We start from the raw sequence: 17,797 nt of genomic DNA on the forward strand, positions 1-17,797 counted from the left end.
CCCGCGCATTGACAGGCAGGCCCGCCACCTGCCACCCATGGAAACATTCTTTTCGCTTCGATGACGGCAGCCCCATGTCCAAGACCACGCGCGCCACCCAGGCCCTCGCCAAGGCCGGCGTTTCCTTCACCCTCCACACCTACGACTACGACCCCACCGCCGACCGCGTCGGCCTCCAGGCGGCGGAAGCGATCGGCGAGCACCCGTCGATCGTGTTGAAGACGCTGATGGCCGAGGTCGACGGCAAGCCGGTCTGCGTGATCGTGCCCTCCGACCGCGAAGTCAGCATGAAGAAGCTCGCCAGCGCCTTCAAGGGCAAGTCGGCCGCGATGATGAAGCCGGCGGACGCGGAGCGGCTGACCGGCTTCGTGGTGGGCGGCATCAGTCCCTTCGGCCAGAAGAAACAGGTGCCGACGGCCATCGAGGAAGAGGCGCTGGCGCATGAGGCCGTCTATATCAACGGCGGCCAGCGCGGCCTTCAGGTACGGCTTGCACCGCGCGACGTGGTGGCGGCGCTGAAAGCCATCGCCGCGCCGGTCATCGCCTGACGCATCTTCTCATCGCCCCTTCTTCTCATCATCCCTCCGGCACACTAAGTTTGCCCTATCCCTCGCAACAGACAGGCATGCCATGACCCATCCCGCCTCCCCCGTCGATCCCCTCAAACTCGACAAGCTCGCCGAAGTCGCCGTGCGCGTCGGCCTCCAGCTCCAGAAGGGGCAGGACCTCGTGATGACGGCGCCGATTGCCGCCCTGCCGTTGGTGCGGCTCATCACCAAGCACGCCTATATGGCCGGCGCCGGGCTCGTCAGCACCTTCTATGCCGACGAGGAGGCGACGCTCGCCCGCTACCGCCACGCGCCGGACGAAAGCTTCGATCGCGCCTCGGACTGGCTCTACGAGGGCATGGCCAAGGCCTATGCCAACGGCGCGGCGCGCCTCGCCATTGCCGGCGACAACCCGATGCTGCTGGCCAACGAGGACCCTTCCAAGGTCGCGCGCGCCAACAAGGCGAACTCCATGGCCTACAAGCCGGCGCTGGAAAAGATCGCCAATTTCGACATCAACTGGAACATCGTCTCCTATCCCAACCCGTCCTGGGCCAAGCAGGTCTTCCCAAACGACCCTGAAGACGTGGCGGTCGAAAAGCTCGCCAACGCCATCTTCGCCGCCTCACGCGTCGATGTGGCCGATCCGGTCGCGGCCTGGGCCACGCACAATGCCAACCTCGCCAAGCGTTCCGCCTGGCTGAACGGCGAGCGCTTCTCCACCCTCCACTTCACCGGCCCGGGCACCGACCTGACGGTCGGGCTGGCCGACGGTCACGAATGGCACGGCGGCGCCTCCACGGCCAAGAACGGCATCACCTGCAATCCGAACATTCCGACCGAGGAGGTCTTCACCACGCCGCATGCGCTGCGCGTCGAAGGTCATGTCTCTTCCACCAAGCCGCTGTCCCACCAGGGCACGCTGATCGACGATATCCAAGTGCGCTTCGAGGGCGGCCGCATCGTCGAGGCGAAGGCGTCGAAGGGCGAGGCGGTACTCAACAAGGTGCTGGATACCGACGAGGGCGCGCGCCGGCTCGGCGAAGTGGCGCTGGTGCCGCATTCCTCGCCGATCTCGGCGAGCGGCATCCTGTTCTACAACACGCTGTTCGACGAAAACGCCTCCTGCCACATCGCGCTCGGCCAGTGCTATTCGAAGTGCTTCCTCGACGGCGCGAGCCTGACGCCTGAGCAGATCCGGGCGCAGGGCGGCAATGAAAGCCTCATCCACATCGACTGGATGATCGGCTCCGACAAGGTCGATATCGACGGCGTTCGTGCCGATGGAAGCCGCACGCCCGTCATGCGCGCCGGCGAATGGGCCTGATTGGCAGCTTGTTCCGGCCGCGTTCGCGCGGCCGGGACTTCAGATACGGCTGACGAGCTTTTCGATGCGCGCGACATGCGCCCTGCGCTTGCCCTCGTCCGCGCGGTCCATGTCGTAGAGATTGACCATGCGGAAATCGAGGCCTTTGGCGCAGAAAGCGGCGATGCCGCGCTTCAGCAGCTTCCTGACCGGGTTGCCCATGTAGAGATTGACGACCCACCAGGGCGAGCCCGTCGTGGTGAAGGCCCAGAACAGGCGGATATTACCGAGCCTGGGTTGGATGCGCCCGCCGGCGGGATCGTTCTCGAAGGCGACGCCGGGCACGAAGACCCGGTCGAAAAAGCCCTTCAGGATGGCCGGAAAATTGAACCACCATTGCGGAAAAACCAGCACAATCCCGTCCGCCTGCTTCAGGCGCGCGACGAAGGGTTCGGCCTCGGCGGGGTCGTAATCCGGCTCGAAATAGCGCGCGCGCTCGCTTTCCGTCAGCCGTGGATCGAAGCCTTCGCGATAGAGGTCCAGCAGGTCGACCGTATGGCCGTTTTCCGTCAGCCGGCGCTCAATCGTCTCGGCGAGACTGGCGGCGAAGCTGTCGGAAAGCGGATGGGCGAGCACGAGCAGGATGCGCATGGCGGCCTCAGAACAGCGAGCCCTGGCGCGTGGCGGGCTTTTCCGCCTCCGCCTTCGGCGCCTTTTTCTTCGCGGCCCCGCCGCCGCCCGAGCCAGTGACGGCATCGACGACGCCATCGGCGAACTCGATGGCGATGGCGCGGCCGGGGCCGAGTTCGCCAGCCGCCTTCACCGGCGCGCCGTCCTCGTCGCGCACCAGCGCATAGCCGCGCTTCAGCACGTTGCGGTAGGAGAGCGATTGCAGCACGCGATCCTGAGCCTGCAGGAGCGCGCGGCGACGTGCCAGGTCGCCTGCAAGCGCGCTTTCTCCCCGCAGCGCCAGACCCTTGAGCCTGTCGCGCGAGCGCTCGGTCTGCGTCCTGATGCGGGCGGGTGTCGCCCGCAGGGACACGTCGAAAGCCGAAAGCCGCGCGCGAAGCTGGTCCAGCCGGCGCTCGATCACGCGCTCCGCCCGCAGCAGCCGCTCGTCGACGCGCTGGCGGCGCTCGGCGATGCGCGTCAGAAGCATGTCGGGACGCAGATGCGCGGAGACCCGCTCGAAGCTGCGGCGCTTGTTGACGGTGTTCATGTGCAATCCGCGGCCGAGACCGGCGGCGGCTTCATCGAAGCGGCGGCGCGGCAGGGCCAGAAGCTGGTCGAGCGAGGGCAGCGCGCGGGCAAGCGCGCGCACGCCCTGACGGCGATTGTCCATCTGCCGTGCCATCGCGCCGCCGAGCCGCGCGGCAAGGGAAGCGATCTCGGCCTGAAGATCGGCCTTCACCGGCACCGCCATTTCCGCCGCCCCGGTCGGGGTGGGCGCGCGGCGGTCGGCGGCATGGTCGATCAGCGTCCAGTCCGTCTCGTGGCCGACGGCGGCGATCAGCGGAATACGCGAGGCTGCCGCGGCCCTGACGACGATCTCGTCGTTGAAGCTCCACAGGTCCTCCAGGCTGCCGCCTCCGCGCGCCACGATCAGCACGTCGGGCCGCGCAATCGGCCCGCCGGGAACGAGGGCATTGAAGCCCTCGATGGCGGCGGCCACCTCCTGACCCGATCCTTCGCCCTGCACCTTCACCGGCCAGACCACGACATGAACCGGGAAACGGTCTGCGATGCGGTGCAGGATATCGCGGATGACGGCGCCGGTCGGCGAGGTCACGACGCCGATCACCTTCGGCAGGAAGGGCAGCGGCTTCTTGCGCTCCGCATCGAACAGGCCTTCGGCCGCCAGCTTGCGGCGGCGTTCCTCCAGAAGCGCCATCAGCGCGCCGGCGCCGGCCGGCTCCAGCGTCTCGATGACGATCTGGTATTTCGAGGAACCCGGGAAGGTGGTGATCTTGCCTGTCGCGATCACCTCCATGCCCTCTTCCGGCTTGAAGCGCAGGCGCGAGAAGCTGCCCTTCCAGATGACGGCATCGATGCGCGCGCGGTCGTCCTTCAGCGAGAAATAGGCGTGCCCCGAGGAATGCGGGCCGCGATAGCCGGAAATCTCGCCGCGCACGCGCACCTGGTCGAAGGCCTGCTCGACCGTGCGCTTGATGGACCCGGACAGCTCCGACACCGAATATTCGGCAAGGTTGCTGGGCGAATCATTTTCCGAAAAGAAGCTCATGCCGCCAACTTTAATGCGTTTGCCGGCAGATGACAGGTCGGTGCGGGCTGCGTCCCCAGCCCAGTGCCGCTATTGCGGCTTCACCCGGAAGAGCTGCAAGGCGGCCTGCTCCGTTCCGGCAATCGGCTCCAGATAATCCGGCACCTGGCCCTTCAGCAGGTCGGCGTAGAGACCTTCCGGCTCTGCCTTGGCGAGGTCGCGGGTCTGGGTGTCGTCGACGCAGAAGGCGACGAGCGTGACATGCGCCCCGCGCAGGAAGGCTTCGGCCTGGTGCGGGTTGGACAGGCCGATATGCAGTTCCGTCAGCATGCCGCCCTGGTTGCGATGATAGGGCGCCGAGAGCACCCGGTGCGGCGTGTAGCGCAGGATCTGCGCGCCGAGATTGGACGGCCCGGACACCACACCCACCGGCTCGCCCGCAAGCGGCGCGATGGAGGATTGTGCGGTGCAGGAGGCGCGCAGCTTTGCGGTGCCGGCAAGGCCGGCCTGCAATTTCTCCTGAGAGCGGCCGGGCAAAAGCGCGCCGGCAAGCGCCCAGGTGGCGGGCACGGCGGCCAGCGTCAGGCCGGCAAAGGCGAGGCCCAGCCCGAGGTTTTTCGGATGGGCGTTGGAGGCCCGGCGCAGGTCGGCAATGGCAAGGCCGAGCGGCAGCGCCGACAGCATGTTGCTGAAGATCGCACCGCGGATCTGGATAAGCGAGACGGCAAAGGCGACGCCGATCAGCGCCAGCATCGTCAGGTGTCCGCCGACGGCCTCGCCACGGCGGATACGCCAGACGCAGACCACAAGCGCGAGCAAGGCCGGCGCGTAATAGGTCCCGATGGAGGCCGGCTCCAGCCGGAACTGCGCAACGGCAGACTGCGCCTCGATGACGCCGGACAGCCAGAAGGTCTTCAGCAACGGATCGAGCGTGTCGAGCGGGTTGGACAGGCAGCCGGGCGCGACGACGAGGACCGCACCGGCGATCACCGCACCGCCGATAGCAAGGGCGGCGAGCCGGCCGCCGAACGACCGGTCACTGGTGAGCGAGGCGACCAGGAACAGCATCGCGCCGCCAAAGGTGGCGAGCGCATAGAAGCCGTAGGACAGGCTGTCGCAGGTCACCTGCGTGTAGCGCGCGGGCGCGACCGTGGCGAAGAAGGCGAGCGTCACCGTCGCCGCCAGCGCCAGCCCGAAGGCGGCAGCGACCGCACGAAACGCCGGGCCCAGCCAGAGCCAGCGCAGCGCCACGACGAGACAGACCGCACCGATCAGCGGCGTGGTTTCCGCGCCGATGGCAATGGCGAACCCCGCCAGCACGCCGGCCACGGCATGGTCGCGCGCGCGCAAGCCCGGATCGAGCAGCATGGCTGCGATGCCGGCGACGATGGCGAGCTGCACATTGTGGTGATCGATCGAACCCGGCTGGAAGCGGTTGAGCGCCACGACGAAGATCGTCGTCAGGACCAGCGTTGCATGCATGGCGGCGGTGCCGCCCAGCCGGTAGCCGGCCAGCCCCATGCCGAATAGCACCGGCACGACCAGCATGACCGGCCAGACCGCCAGCGCCAGTGCTTCCGCGCGCGGCTGTTCGACGAAAAGCGAGAAGAAGCCGATCAGGTTGGCGATGGGCAGGTCGATGAAACGCGACCAGTGCATCAGTGTGCCGCCGTCGAGGCCGAGGCGATACTGCGTCATGTCGAACCAGCCCTGACCGGCCATGAGATCGCGCACCATGACGAGGCGCATCGTGTCGTCATTGTCGGCGCCGACATAATCGGTGGCAAACGGCAGCGAAACGGCGAGCAGCAGCACGATGGCGACGGCTGCATAGAGCGCCAGCACGCCCGCCGTCATGCCCTGGCGGCGCGGTTGCACTTCGGCGGCGGCGAGCGGCAGGGCCGAGGGCGTGGTTTCCGGCATGTCTTGGCCCTTTCGTGCAGCGTTCGAAGCCGCCCGAAACCTAGCCTTAACCTTCTCAAGAAATAGTAAAACGGCGCCCGCATGAGGCGGCGTGGACGGGAGATTGCACCCCATGACGGAAGCCCTGATGGAAGACCTCGATATCGCCGTGCTCCTGCCCTGCTACAACGAGGCCCAGACGATCGGCGATGTCGTTGCCGCCTTCCGCGCCACGCTGCCGATGGCCCGCATCTACGTCTACGACAACAATTCCACCGATTCGACCGCGCTGCGGGCCGCCCTTGCCGGCGCGACCGTCGTGCGCGAACGCCGCCAAGGCAAGGGCAATGTGGTGCGCCGCATGTTCTCCGATATCGAGGCCGACATCTACATCATGGCTGACGGCGACGGCACCTATGCGGCCTCCGATGCACCCGAGCTCATCCGCACGCTCATCACCGAGGGCGCCGACATGGTCGTGGGCACGCGCCGGGGCGTGCGTGCCGATGCCGGCCGGCAGGGCCATGCCTTCGGCAACCGCATCTTCAACACGCTCTACCGGTCGCTGTTCGGCAACGATTTCTCCGACATCTTCTCCGGCTACCGCGCCTTCTCGCGCCGCTTCGCCAAGAGCTTCCCCGCCGTCTCCGGCGGCTTCGAGATCGAGACGGAAATGTCGGTGCACGCCTCGCGGCTGCGCCTGCCCGTCGCCGAGCTTGAACTCGATTACGGCCGGCGCCCGGATGGCTCGCATTCCAAGCTCTCCACTTTCCGCGATGGCGGCAAGATCCTGTGGATGTTTGCCATGCTGATGAAGGAAACCCGGCCCTTCACCTTCTTCGGCGCGATCAGCGGCGGCTTCCTTCTGACAAGCCTGATCTTCATGGCGCCGGTGCTCGTCGCCTATTTCGAGACCGGGCTCGTCGAGCGCATGCCGACCTGGGTCTTCTCGCTCGTGCTGATGATGATCTCCTTCCTCGTCTTCTCCGCCGGCATGATCCTCGATTCGCTCGCCCGCGCCCGCGCCGAGCAACTGCGCATCCACTACATGAACCTGCCGGCCGGCCGGCACGCCAGAACCGCCCGCATAAAGTCCGAGACGCCCGCCCGTCATCTGGCCGCCTGAGACGGATCGAACAGGACATCCACATGAACAGGGAAACGACAAACCGCATCCGCTTCGTGATCGAAGACGTATTGCCGCCGATCCTGCGCGATTCCACACTCTTTCGACAGGCAGCGAGCCTCGTCTGGGGGAAACATATCGGCAAGCTCGCGAAATTCCGCGAGCGCGCGCCTTTTCTCACCGCTGAAGAATATGCCGATCTCTACCGCGAACATCCACGCGTCCATGCCGGGACCGACAACTCCCGGGCATGCATCGACCGCATCGTGGCCTCGATTGCGGGCGAGAGCGTCTGCGATGTCGGTTGCGGCACTGGAGCTCTGCTGCGTCATATCAAGGCGGGCAACCCCGGGCTCAATCGCCTGACCGGCGTGGATTTCGTCATCGATGACGCGGCCGGAATAATTGGCGTCGAGTATGTCGCGGCGATGATCGAGAAGCTGCCCTTCGAGGACGGCGAATTCGATACCGTCGTATGCACTCATGTCATCGAGCACGTTCTGGAATACCGTCAGGCGATAGCCGAACTGCGTCGCATCGCTCGCAGGCGCCTGATCATTGTGGTGCCGCGCGAGCGCGAGTACCGCTACAGCTTCAACCCGCATTTCAACTTCTTCCCCTACACCCACTCCTTCCTGCGGGCCGTGCATCCCGTTCCCGCACGCCACGTCTGCGTCGATATCGGACGTGACATTTTCTACATGGAAGAGCGCATGGAGCTGGGCGCGTGACTTCGGGCGGTTATAGCCCCACCATCTGGGCGGGCCTGCTCGGCACGCCGCTCCTGATCGCTGCGGGGCAGGTACTCTTCAAGCTGACGAGTGAGACCACCGGAGAGTTCGGCGCGCGGGGTATCGCAGCCCTGCTGCTCAATCCTCTGCTTCTGGCGGCACTGGCAATCTACGGCACAGGCACGATCATCTGGATTTTCGTATTGAAGGCGGTGCCGCTCACAATCGGCTATTCCTTTATGGCGCTGACATTCTGCTTCGTGCCTTTGCTTGCGAGCCTCATCCTCGGCGAAGCACTGACAATGCGTTACGCCATCGGCGCCGTGCTGATCATTGGTGGAATGCTCGTCATCAACGGCTGACTTGCGGTTCGAAATGAGCCCGCGTCTGCGCATCGGCTGGGAAGAAGCTCTCGATCAGAACGCCCTGCACGAGGGCATCCTGCGCGGAGCCGAAGGAGGTGAGCGTGGTGATCCAGCTGAAGTGCTTCGCGCCGATCCGCATCTCGATAGGCAGCACCGGCAGGCGTTCGGTGGCGGGAAAATCGTTAATTGCCGCCCGGACGTCGTCAGCCGCCGCCAGCCGCTCGATGCGCTTGAGCAGCGGGCTGCGCGGCCCCTGGAGACGGGCTTCCGCGCGGATGCGGTTCACGAGGTCGGCGGCCGAGCGCGGCCAGTTCACGACGATGGATCGCAGCGGCGTGGGACCGAGATATGCATCGAGAAAATTGTCGCCGGGTGAAACGGCAATCCCCGCCATGCCGGCGAGGCTCATGAAGGCCTGGTTGGCCGTCAGCACATTGTAGTCGTGGTCGAAAACCACACCCGGATAGGGATCGTGCCGGCCGAGGATGAGACCGATGGCCTCGACCACCGCCGCCGGAAGGGCGGAGAGGCTGGCGGATGGCGTCGTGGCGAAGCGTGGCCTGAAGCCGGCAGCGGAAAACAGCGCGCCCTGGTCACGCGCGGGAATGTCGAGCACCGCGGAGAGCCGCAGGATCATCCCTTCCGACGGGCGCGACCGGCCGGTTTCCAGAAAGGACAGATGGCGCGCCGAAATGCCGGCCTCGCTTGCCAGCTCCAGCTGGCTCATGCGGCGGTGGCCGCGCCATTCCCTCAGATGTTCGCCGAATTCCATGCTTTCCTCCAGACCGGCGCGCAGTAAACAGCAGGCAGGACATGATTTCCATTACCTCCAAGGTAATTGGTTTGCTGCATGACGGCCGGCAGGATGGCCTCATCGACAACGAAGGAGCCCATCATGTTTGCCGCCCTCAACCGCAATCTCCTGCAATCCGTCCTCTTCGCCGACGGCGTCTTTTCGCTTGCCGTCGCGGCGCTGTTCTTCGCCGTTCCCGGGCCGATCGGGTCGCTCGTCGGACCATTCGCCACGCCGATGCTCATCAATGGACTGGCGGCATTCTTCCTGCTCTGGGGCGCGTTCCACCTCGCGCTCGCACGACAGGCGCAGCCTTCGGCTGCCGCGGTTCGCCTCGCCATCGCCGGCGACGGGCTTTGGGTCATCACCAGCGTCGCCGTCCTTATCGCCGGTCGCGACGGCCTTACGCTGACGGGCATCATCCTTATCGCCGTGGCCGCCGTCGCCGTTGCGGATATCCTGCTTCTCAAGCAGATCGGCCTTGCCAGGCAGCAATGCACTGCCATGGCCTGACGGGCAACGCGAGCGAAGGGGAGACAGAAAACATTTCCCCTTCATCCCGCCGATTCCCCTTGCGCAAAAAATGCACTACCGTCGCGCCCGAATGAAAATGGGGAGCCCTTCATGCGCGTTATCTTTTCCGAGGACCACAAGCTCAGGAACGCCCGCAGCGAACTTCACGGCGGCGAACTGGTGCCGCCGTTCGAGGCGCCGTTCCGGGCAGAATGGATCCTGGCGGCCGTCAAGGATGGCGGCTTCACCGACATCGCCGCCCCTGACGATTACGGCCTGGAAACCGCACTGAAGGTGCACGACGCCGGCTACCTGTCCTTCCTCGAAACCGCCTGGGACCAGTGGAAGGCGGCCGGCTACCGGGGCGAGGCCATCGCCACCTCCTTCCCCGTGCGCCGCACCTCGCCGCGCATTCCCACCCAGATCGACGGCCTGCTCGGCTATTACTGCAACGCCGCCGAGACGGCGATCTCGCCGGGCACCTGGGAGGCGGCGCTTTCGTCCATGCGCACCGCGCTGACGGCCACCGATATCCTCGCGTCCGGCGCAAAGGCCGCCTTCGCGCTCTGCCGCCCACCGGGCCACCATGCCGGTATCGATGCGTTCGGCGGCTACTGCTTCATCAACAATGCGGCCGTCGCCGCCCAGCGCCTGCTCGACAAGGGTGCCAAGAAGGTCGCCGTTCTCGATGTCGATTTCCACCACGGCAACGGCACGCAGGATATCTTCTACGAACGCGGCGACGTCTATTTCGCCTCGCTGCATGGCGATCCGGCGGAAGCCTTCCCGCATTTCCTCGGTTATGCGGAGGAAACCGGCAAGGGGGCGGGCGAAGGCACGACGCAGAACTATCCGCTGCCGCCGGGCACGCCCTATGCGGTGTGGGAACAGGCCCTGCACGACGCGCTGAAGCGCATTTCCGCCTTCGGCGCGGAGGCGATCGTCCTGTCGCTCGGCGTCGACACGTTCGAGAAGGACCCGATCTCCTTCTTCAAGCTGACCTCGCCGGATTACGTCACGATGGGAAGAGCGGTTGCGGCAAGCGGCGTGCCTGTCGTCACCATCATGGAAGGTGGCTACGGCGTGCCGGAGATCGGTCTCAACGTCGCCAACACGCTGAAGGGCATCGCCGGCTGATCAGCCGGCGCGCCCAGAAACCGGCCCCGATCCGGGGCCGGTCTATGTCTTCAGGCGGTAGCGCACATAGCCGTCCGCCGGGGCATAGCTGTCATAGAGCCTGCGGGCGCGGGCATTGTCGCCGTTGGTGTGCCAGTAGATGCCGCGCCAGCCGTGGCGTTTCGCAAGCGCGATGAGATCGTCCACCAGCGCCCGGCCGATGCCCTTGCCGCGCACCGTCTCGTCGACATAAAGGTCTTCGAGATAGCCTTCCGGCGCGATGTCCCAGGTGCAGTCGTGATAGTGGTGGATGGCAAAGCCCACGAGCTGCCCGTCCCCTTCCGCGATGCGCATGGTGACGCGCGAGGAGGGATCGAGGATGCGGGCCCAAGTGAAGGCCGTCACCTCCTCCGGCACGTCGGCCGCGTAGAAGGTGAGGTAGCCGGCCCAGAGCGCCCGCCACGCCGCCTCGTCCGCCGCCACCGCGTCACGGATCGCCACGACGGCGGTCACGCCCCTGCCCTGTCGAGCAGCGCGACCTGATCGGCCGACAGCGAAAGCGACGCCGCCCTGGTGAGGCTCGCCAGTTGCGAAAGGCTGGTGGCGCTGGCGATCGGCGCGGTCACCGCCGGTTTGGCCATCAGCCAGGCGAGTGCGATTTCGGCGGACTTCGCGCCGGTTTCGGCGCCCACCTGGTCGAGGGCGGCGAGAATGCGCTGGCCCTTGTCGTCCAGATAGCGCTGGACGGCCTCGCCGCGCGCCGTGCCTTCCGTGTCCGCCTTGCTGCGGTACTTTCCGGTGAGGAAGCCCGAGGCGAGGCTGAAATAGGTGATGACGCCGATATCTTCCTTGCGGCAGAGATCGGCGAGCGGGCCTTCGAAACCGTCGCGGTCGTAGAGATTGTATTCCGGCTGGAGCACGCCATAGCGCGGCAGGCCCGCCTTGTCGGCGGCGTCGAACGAGGACTGCAGCTGGCCGGCATCGAGGTTGGAGGCGCCGAAGGCGCGCACCTTGCCGGCGGCGACAAGGCTCGCATGCGCCTCCAGCGTCTCCTCGTAAGGCGTCGCGTCGTCCGGCCAGTGCGAAAGATAGAGGTCGATATGGTCGGTCTGCAGGCGCTTCAGCGAGGCCTCCACCTCCTCGAGGATCCATGACTTGCGCAGATCGCGCCGGCCCTGGCCCATATCGGAGCCGACCTTGGTGATGATCACCACCTTGTCGCGCGCGATGCCGGAGCGCTTCAGCCACTTGCCGATGATCGTCTCGGATTCGCCGCCCTTGTTGCCCGGCACCCAGCTCGAATAGACATCGGCCGTGTCGATGGCGTTGAAGCCGGCGCCCGTAAAGGCGTCCATGAGGTCGAACGAGGACTTCTCGTCGGCCGTCCAGCCGAAGACATTGCCGCCGAAAACCAGCGGTGCGATGGACAGGCCGGTCTTGCCGAGGGGTCGATACTGCATGGGAGCCTCCAGGGGTACGTTCTCAAATCAGTGCGCCGACCATAGGACGCCGCGCGGGGCTTTGCACGCGGCGCGACGGATTTTTCCGAACTTGCGGGCGAAAGGCGGCGCGACTAGTCTCTGCCCGCAATCGGGGGCCGCATAAGGGAGTGATATCATGCTGCGTTTCGGAATTCTGTCGACGGCCAAGATCGGCCGCGAACTCGTCGTGCCCGCCATCCAGGACGCGGAGAACTGCGTCGTCACCGCCATCGCGAGCCGCGACCTTTCCAAGGCCCGCGCCATGGCCGACCGCTTCTCCGTGCCGCATGCCTTCGGCTCCTACGAGGAGATGCTGGCCTCCGACACGATCGATGCCGTCTATATCCCGCTGCCGACGTCGCAGCATGTCGAATGGTCCATCAAGGCGGCGGATGCCGGCAAGCATGTGCTGTGCGAGAAGCCGATCGCGCTTCATGCCGGCGAGATCGATGCGCTGATCGCAGCGCGCGACCGCAACAAGGTGCTGATCTCCGAGGCCTACATGGTCACCTACAGCCCCGTCTGGCGCAAGGTGCGCGCGCTCCTTTCGGAGGGTGCGATCGGCCGCCTGCGCCATGTCCAGGGCGCCTTCACCTACTTCAACCGCGACCCCGGCAACATGCGCAACGTGCCGGCGCTCGGCGGCGGTGGCCTGCCTGACATCGGCGTCTATCCGACGATCACCACCCGCTTCGTCACCGGCAAGGAGCCTGTCCGCGTGCAGGCCAGCACCGATCGCGACCCGGAATTCGGCACCGATATCTATTCGAGCGTGCGCGCCGATTTCGGCGATTTCGAACTGTCCTTCTACGTCTCCACCCAGCTCGCCCAGCGCCAGGTCATGGTGTTCCACGGCGACAAGGGTTTCATCGAGGTCAAATCGCCCTTCAACGCCGACCGTTACGGCGCCGAGGAACTCGAACTGACCAACCAGAACCACGCCGAAAGCCAAATCTTCCGCTTTCAGGATGCCCGCCAGTACCGCCGCGAGGTCGAGGCCTTCAGCAAGGCGGCGCGCGGCGAAAACGAGGAGGTCGTGCCGCTGGAAAGCTCGGTCAACAACCAGAAGCTCATCGACGCCATCTACCGTGCGAGCGAAAAAGACGGCTGGGAGCCGGTGTAACCATCGCTTCGCTGCCGGACGACGTGGATCCTCGGGCCTCGCCCGAGGATGACAGGTCGAGGAGATGTACCGGACGCCACTGGCGTTGCGGCGGCGCAAACCATGTTTTAGCCGGCTAACTTATCTTCTCCGCCATCCGCGAGGCGAGGAGTGATCGACACCGTCTGCTACGCCTCCACGCCGACGCGCTTGTAGAAGAACGTCGTCGCGCAGTAGCGGCCGTCGGGATAGAGCGCGTAGTCGGGGATGACGCCGGCGCGCTGCCAGCCGAGACGCTCATAGACCGTTTCCGCCGGGCTGCCCGTTGCAGTGTCGAGCACCAGCACCATCTTGCCGTAACGTGCGGCTTCCGCCTCGGCCGCCGCCATCAGCGCGCGGGCGAGCCCGCGGCCGCGCTCGCTCTCCAAGACGAGCAGCTTCTTCACATCCGCCCGGTGCGGCTGGTTCGGCATCTGGCGGATGCCGACCTGCACCGTGCCGACGATGCGGCCGTCGCGTTCCGCCACGAAAAGCAGCGTCGCCTCCTCGGCGACCGCCGCGATCACGCCCTGCCAGAACGGCACGGCATCGGCGGGCCCATAGGGCGCCATGAAGCCGACGGAGGCGCCACCCGTCACGCAGTCGGCCAGCACGTCGCAGAGTTCGCCGATGCGGGCTTGCGCTTCGGCAGGATCGAGCCTTCTGATATCGCTCATTGGTCCCTCAGGGTCTGCCGCGGTCCAGCACCACGGCGTAATGGGCCGGCGTGTCGCCGGGGTTTTCAAAGACATGGCCCTCGGTGATGCTCATATAGAGGCAATCGCCGGGGCCGAGATCGTGCACGGCGTCGCCGACCGTCATGCGCAGGCTGCCGGAAAACAGCCAGACATGCTGCGTCATGCCGGCCTTGGCCGTTTCCGGCGGATAGGCGATACGCGCGCCGGCCGGGAACGTCACGTCGATGACCTCGACGCGCGAGGCAGTGCCCGGCGGCGAGACGGCGCGGCGCTGATAACCCGTCTCGGGATCGCGCCAGACCGTCTGCGACCCGTGCCGCGAAACCGGATCATCCGCACCTTCGGAAAAGGCAAAGAAGGCCGAAAGCGTCAGATCGAGCGCGGCGCAAAGCCGTGACAACAGCTGCGCCGTCGGGCTCGCCTCGCCGCGCTCGATGCGCGAGATCATCGCCCGGCTGACGCCGGAGGCGCCGGCGAGATCGTCCAGCGTCATGGCGCGCGCGCCGCGCAGCAGCCTCAGCCTCTCGCCAATGGCGCTTTCCAAGGGGTCATGTGTATTTTCCATTATCATGGAATAATCCTCCCTCATAATGGAGTCAACCGGCATCAACCCATCTGGAAATAATTCTCCGCCATGGCGCGAAGGCGACAATGCGACATCACGCGTGACGCTAAGTTGTTTCGTGGGTAACGGGGGGCGGCGCATATGACGGTCGGGACACAGCGGGCATCGTCGCTCTTTTCCATCACGGCCATTGTCGTCTCGATGACGCTCGTCGCCATCGGCAATGGCATCATGCTCGCCTATGTGCCGTATGTGCTGTCGCGCGCCGACGCGCCCTCGTGGACGCCGGGTGCCGCCGTCACGGCCATTGCCTTCGGCGGCCTGCTCGGCTGCATCCTCGCCGGCCCGGTCATCCGGCGCGTCGGCCATGCGCGGGCCTTTTCCTGCTCCATGGCGCTCGTGCTCATCGCCGCCTTCCTCATCGCGCTCGGCGTGCATCCCATCCTGTGGATCGTGGCCCGCGGCATCTATGGCGTGGCGGGCAACGCCAATTTCATCATCGCCCAGAGCTGGCTGAACCACGCGGCCGACAACCGCTGGCGCGGCAGGGCCATGTCGTTCTTCTACATGGCCTATGTGCTGGGGCTCGGCGTCGGCGCCTGGCTGTTCGGCCGCATGCCGGCCGATGGCAATCTCGCGCCGCTCTTCACCATCCTCGTCACCACGCTCGCCATCCTGCCCATCGGCCTCACCCGCCTGCCCACACCGCCGGCCCCCGCGCGCGTCAGCCTCGATTTCGCCATGGCCTGGCGCAATTCACCCGTCGCGCTGATCGGCGTGCTTGCCGCCGGCGGGCTGTCGATGGTCGTGCAGGGCTTCACGCCGATCTATGCCGCCACAAACAATGTCGGACAGCAGGACGTGGCGCTGCTCATGCTCGTCATGCAGTTCGGCCTCATCTTCGTGCAATATCCGCTCGGCACGCTCTCGGACCGCATCGACCGCCGCGTCGTTTTGATCGTGACCTGCCTGCTCATCACGGGCGCTGCCGTTGCCGCCCTGTTCGTCTCCTTCCAGGCGCTCGTCATTCTGATGCTGGTCTTCGCGCTGTGGGCCGGAGCGGTGGAGAGCGTCTATTCCATCGCAAACGCCCATGCCAACGACCGCACGGACCCCGAGGATTTCGTGCCGCTCGCCTCCACGCTGCTCGTCGCCTGGTCGGTCTCCGCGACGCTCGTTCCGCTCGCCGTAACGGCGCTCACGCCGAGCCTCGGACCGCAGACCTTCATCTATGCGGTGATCGCCGTCGCGCTCGCCTATATCGCCTTCGTGGCGCAGCGGCTGCGGCTGCGCGAGACCGTACCGCCGCAGGCACGCGAGGGCTTCGAGATCAGAAGCGCCCAGGTGCCGAATGCCGGCGCGCTGGTCGAAGGCGAGAAAGCCCCGGAATAGCGGCGCTTGCCGTTCGGAAACCCTTCATTTACCGCTTTTCGCGAGTCGTGCGCACTGCTATATGGCGCGCATGAGCACCAATTCCTCCACGCCCCTCGACCATATCCGCAACTTCTCGATCGTGGCCCATATCGACCACGGCAAGTCGACCCTCGCCGACCGGCTGATCCAGTCGACCGGCGGCCTTGCCGAACGCGAGATGTCGGAGCAGGTCCTCGACAACATGGACATCGAGCGCGAGCGCGGCATCACCATCAAGGCCCAGACGGTGCGCCTGCACTACAAGGCCAATGACGGCGAGACCTATGTCCTGAACCTCATCGACACGCCCGGCCACGTCGACTTCGCCTATGAAGTCTCGCGTTCGCTGTCGGCCTGCGAGGGCTCGCTGCTGGTCGTCGACGCCTCGCAGGGCGTGGAAGCCCAGACACTCGCCAATGTCTACCAGGCGATCGACAACAACCACGAGCTCGTCACCGTGCTCAACAAGATCGACCTGCCGGCCGCCGAGCCCGACCGCATCAAGGAACAGATCGAGGAAGTCATCGGCATCGACGCGTCGGAAGCCGTGCTGATCTCGGCCAAGACCGGTCTTGGCATTCCCGATGTGCTGGAAGCCATCGTCAAGCGCCTGCCCGCGCCCAAGAGCGAGGGCGGCGACAAGGCGCCCCTCAAGGCGCTGCTGGTCGACAGCTGGTACGACACCTATCTCGGCGTCATGGTTCTCGTGCGCGTCATCGAGGGCCGCCTCACCAAGGGCCAGACCATCCGCATGATGGGCACGGACGCCAAATACACCGTGGAACGTGTCGGCGTGCTCACCCCCAAGATGGTGGCCATGGATAGCCTCGGCCCGGGCGAGATCGGCTTCATCACCGCCTCGATCAAGGAAGTGGCCGATACCCGCGTCGGCGACACGATCACCGAGGACAAGCGCCCGACCGCCAAGGCCCTGCCGGGCTTCAAGCCGGCCCAGCCGGTCGTGTTCTGTGGTCTCTTCCCGGTCGATGCGGCCGATTTCGAAGACCTGCGCTCGGCGATGGGCAAGCTGCGCCTCAACGACGCCTCCTTCTCCTTCGAAATGGAATCGTCGGCGGCGCTGGGCTTCGGCTTCCGCTGCGGCTTTCTCGGCCTCTTGCATCTCGAAATCATCCAGGAGCGCCTGGAGCGCGAATTCGACCTCGACCTGATCGCGACGGCGCCTTCGGTCGTCTACCAGCTCTACATGACCGACGGCACGATGCGCGAGCTGCACAACCCGGCCGACATGCCAGACGTCGTGAAGATCTCGGAGATCCACGAGCCGTGGATCCGCGCCACGATCCTCACACCCGACGATTATCTCGGCGGTATCCTGAAGCTCTGCCAGGATCGCCGCGGCATCCAGATCGAGCTGACCTATGTCGGCACGCGCGCCATGCTGACCTATGACCTGCCGCTCAACGAAGTCGTCTTCGATTTCTACGACCGCCTGAAGTCGATCTCCAAGGGCTATGCCTCGTTCGACTACCAGATCACCGACCACAAGGAAGGCCATCTGGTGAAGATGTCGATCCTGGTCAACGGCGAGCCGGTCGATGCGCTGTCCATGATGGTGCACCGCATGGCCGCCGAAAAGCGCGGCCGCGACATGTGCGAGAAGCTCAAGGAGCTGATCCCCAAGCACATGTTCAAGATCCCGATCCAGGCCGCCATCGGCGGCAACGTCATCGCCCGCGAAACCATCTCGGCGCTGCGCAAGGACGTGACCGCCAAGTGCTACGGCGGCGACGCCACCCGCAAGCGCAAGCTGCTCGACAAGCAGAAGGCCGGCAAGAAGCGCATGCGCCAGTTCGGCAAGGTGGAAATCCCGCAGGAAGCCTTCATCGCCGCCCTCAAGATGGGCGACGAGTAACACCG

18 protein-coding genes are annotated in these 17,797 nt (G+C 65.8%); 10 read left to right on the forward strand and 8 right to left on the reverse strand.

Features of this window, described 5'->3' with window-relative positions; translation table 11 throughout:
- Positions 1 to 74: 74 nt before the first annotated feature.
- Complete coding sequence (gene ybaK, locus MNR02_RS16365) at positions 75 to 548, forward strand: Cys-tRNA(Pro) deacylase (RefSeq protein ID WP_241947527.1); 474 nt, start codon at positions 75 to 77, stop codon at positions 546 to 548.
- Between the two features lie 82 nt (positions 549 to 630).
- Positions 631 to 1,875 (forward strand): aminopeptidase, encoded by a 1,245-nt coding sequence (locus MNR02_RS16370; protein WP_241947528.1) that lies wholly within the window; start codon positions 631 to 633, stop codon positions 1,873 to 1,875.
- A gap of 39 nt (positions 1,876 to 1,914) precedes the next feature.
- Here MNR02_RS16370 and MNR02_RS16375 read toward each other — a convergent pair whose 3' ends face one another.
- From MNR02_RS16375 to MNR02_RS16385, 3 genes are all read right to left on the reverse strand, one after another.
- Positions 1,915 to 2,505, reverse strand: coding sequence for an NAD(P)H-dependent oxidoreductase (locus MNR02_RS16375; RefSeq protein ID WP_241947529.1), 591 nt, complete (start codon positions 2,503 to 2,505; stop codon positions 1,915 to 1,917).
- 7 nt (positions 2,506 to 2,512) lie between these two features.
- The gene (gene xseA / locus MNR02_RS16380) at positions 2,513 to 4,096 is read right to left on the reverse strand and encodes an exodeoxyribonuclease VII large subunit (protein ID WP_241947530.1); all 1,584 of its coding nucleotides are present in this window, start codon (positions 4,094 to 4,096) and stop codon (positions 2,513 to 2,515) included.
- A 69-nt stretch (positions 4,097 to 4,165) separates the two neighbouring features.
- Positions 4,166 to 5,998 carry a hypothetical protein gene (locus tag MNR02_RS16385; protein ID WP_241947531.1) on the reverse strand — a complete coding sequence of 611 codons (1,833 nt, stop codon included), beginning with the start codon at positions 5,996 to 5,998 and terminating at the stop codon, positions 4,166 to 4,168.
- A 112-nt stretch (positions 5,999 to 6,110) separates the two neighbouring features.
- Between MNR02_RS16385 and MNR02_RS16390 the strand changes: the two genes are divergently transcribed.
- From MNR02_RS16390 to MNR02_RS16400, 3 genes are read left to right on the forward strand one after another with little or no spacing between them, the layout of a single operon-like run.
- On the forward strand, positions 6,111 to 7,103 hold the full coding sequence (locus MNR02_RS16390; protein ID WP_241947532.1) for a glycosyltransferase: 993 nt from the start codon (positions 6,111 to 6,113) through the stop codon (positions 7,101 to 7,103).
- Positions 7,104 to 7,126: 23 nt separating this feature from the next.
- Positions 7,127 to 7,834: a bifunctional 2-polyprenyl-6-hydroxyphenol methylase/3-demethylubiquinol 3-O-methyltransferase UbiG gene (locus tag MNR02_RS16395; protein ID WP_241947533.1), complete on the forward strand. Its 708-nt coding sequence runs from the start codon at positions 7,127 to 7,129 to the stop codon at positions 7,832 to 7,834.
- Positions 7,831 to 8,196 carry a transporter gene (locus MNR02_RS16400; RefSeq protein ID WP_241947534.1) on the forward strand — a complete coding sequence of 122 codons (366 nt, stop codon included), beginning with the start codon at positions 7,831 to 7,833 and terminating at the stop codon, positions 8,194 to 8,196. The genes MNR02_RS16395 and MNR02_RS16400 overlap by 4 nt, the downstream gene beginning before the upstream one ends.
- Here the strand turns inward: MNR02_RS16400 and MNR02_RS16405 are convergent.
- The gene (locus MNR02_RS16405) at positions 8,186 to 8,971 is read right to left on the reverse strand and encodes a helix-turn-helix domain-containing protein (RefSeq protein ID WP_241947535.1); all 786 of its coding nucleotides are present in this window, start codon (positions 8,969 to 8,971) and stop codon (positions 8,186 to 8,188) included. The genes MNR02_RS16400 and MNR02_RS16405 overlap by 11 nt on opposite strands.
- Positions 8,972 to 9,094: 123 nt before the next feature.
- On the opposite strand from MNR02_RS16405, the gene MNR02_RS16410 reads away from it, so the two are divergent.
- Both MNR02_RS16410 and MNR02_RS16415 read left to right on the forward strand, forming a co-directional pair.
- The gene (locus MNR02_RS16410) at positions 9,095 to 9,505 is read left to right on the forward strand and encodes a hypothetical protein (RefSeq protein ID WP_241947536.1); all 411 of its coding nucleotides are present in this window, start codon (positions 9,095 to 9,097) and stop codon (positions 9,503 to 9,505) included.
- 111 nt (positions 9,506 to 9,616) lie between these two features.
- Positions 9,617 to 10,642, forward strand: coding sequence for a histone deacetylase family protein (locus tag MNR02_RS16415; RefSeq protein ID WP_241947537.1), 1,026 nt, complete (start codon positions 9,617 to 9,619; stop codon positions 10,640 to 10,642).
- Between the two features lie 42 nt (positions 10,643 to 10,684).
- Here the strand turns inward: MNR02_RS16415 and MNR02_RS16420 are convergent, their stop codons facing one another.
- Both MNR02_RS16420 and MNR02_RS16425 read right to left on the reverse strand, forming a co-directional pair.
- Positions 10,685 to 11,134, reverse strand: coding sequence for a GNAT family N-acetyltransferase (locus MNR02_RS16420; protein WP_241599578.1), 450 nt, complete (start codon positions 11,132 to 11,134; stop codon positions 10,685 to 10,687).
- Positions 11,131 to 12,081 (reverse strand): aldo/keto reductase, encoded by a 951-nt coding sequence (locus MNR02_RS16425; protein ID WP_241599576.1) that lies wholly within the window; start codon positions 12,079 to 12,081, stop codon positions 11,131 to 11,133. The genes MNR02_RS16420 and MNR02_RS16425 overlap by 4 nt, the downstream gene beginning before the upstream one ends.
- A 157-nt stretch (positions 12,082 to 12,238) precedes the next feature.
- Here MNR02_RS16425 and MNR02_RS16430 point away from each other — a divergent pair, with 157 nt between their 5' ends.
- Positions 12,239 to 13,225 carry a Gfo/Idh/MocA family protein gene (locus MNR02_RS16430; protein WP_241599574.1) on the forward strand — a complete coding sequence of 329 codons (987 nt, stop codon included), beginning with the start codon at positions 12,239 to 12,241 and terminating at the stop codon, positions 13,223 to 13,225.
- Between the two features lie 167 nt (positions 13,226 to 13,392).
- Here MNR02_RS16430 and MNR02_RS16435 read toward each other — a convergent pair whose 3' ends face one another.
- Both MNR02_RS16435 and MNR02_RS16440 read right to left on the reverse strand, forming a co-directional pair.
- Positions 13,393 to 13,920: a GNAT family N-acetyltransferase gene (locus MNR02_RS16435; RefSeq protein WP_241947538.1), complete on the reverse strand. Its 528-nt coding sequence runs from the start codon at positions 13,918 to 13,920 to the stop codon at positions 13,393 to 13,395.
- Between the two features lie 7 nt (positions 13,921 to 13,927).
- A complete protein-coding gene (locus MNR02_RS16440; protein ID WP_241947539.1) occupies positions 13,928 to 14,506 on the reverse strand; it encodes a helix-turn-helix domain-containing protein in 579 nt (192 codons plus the stop codon).
- Positions 14,507 to 14,647: 141 nt separating this feature from the next.
- On the opposite strand from MNR02_RS16440, the gene MNR02_RS16445 reads away from it, so the two are divergent.
- Positions 14,648 to 15,898 carry an MFS transporter gene (locus MNR02_RS16445; RefSeq protein ID WP_241599568.1) on the forward strand — a complete coding sequence of 417 codons (1,251 nt, stop codon included), beginning with the start codon at positions 14,648 to 14,650 and terminating at the stop codon, positions 15,896 to 15,898.
- A 61-nt stretch (positions 15,899 to 15,959) separates the two neighbouring features.
- Entirely contained in the window at positions 15,960 to 17,792 is a 1,833-nt protein-coding gene (lepA, locus tag MNR02_RS16450; RefSeq protein ID WP_241599566.1) for a translation elongation factor 4, read from the forward strand.
- Positions 17,793 to 17,797: the final 5 nt, after the last annotated feature.

The organism is Shinella sp. H4-D48, assembly GCF_022637395.1.
In the GTDB taxonomy this organism is placed as follows: domain Bacteria; phylum Pseudomonadota; class Alphaproteobacteria; order Rhizobiales; family Rhizobiaceae; genus Shinella; species Shinella sedimenti.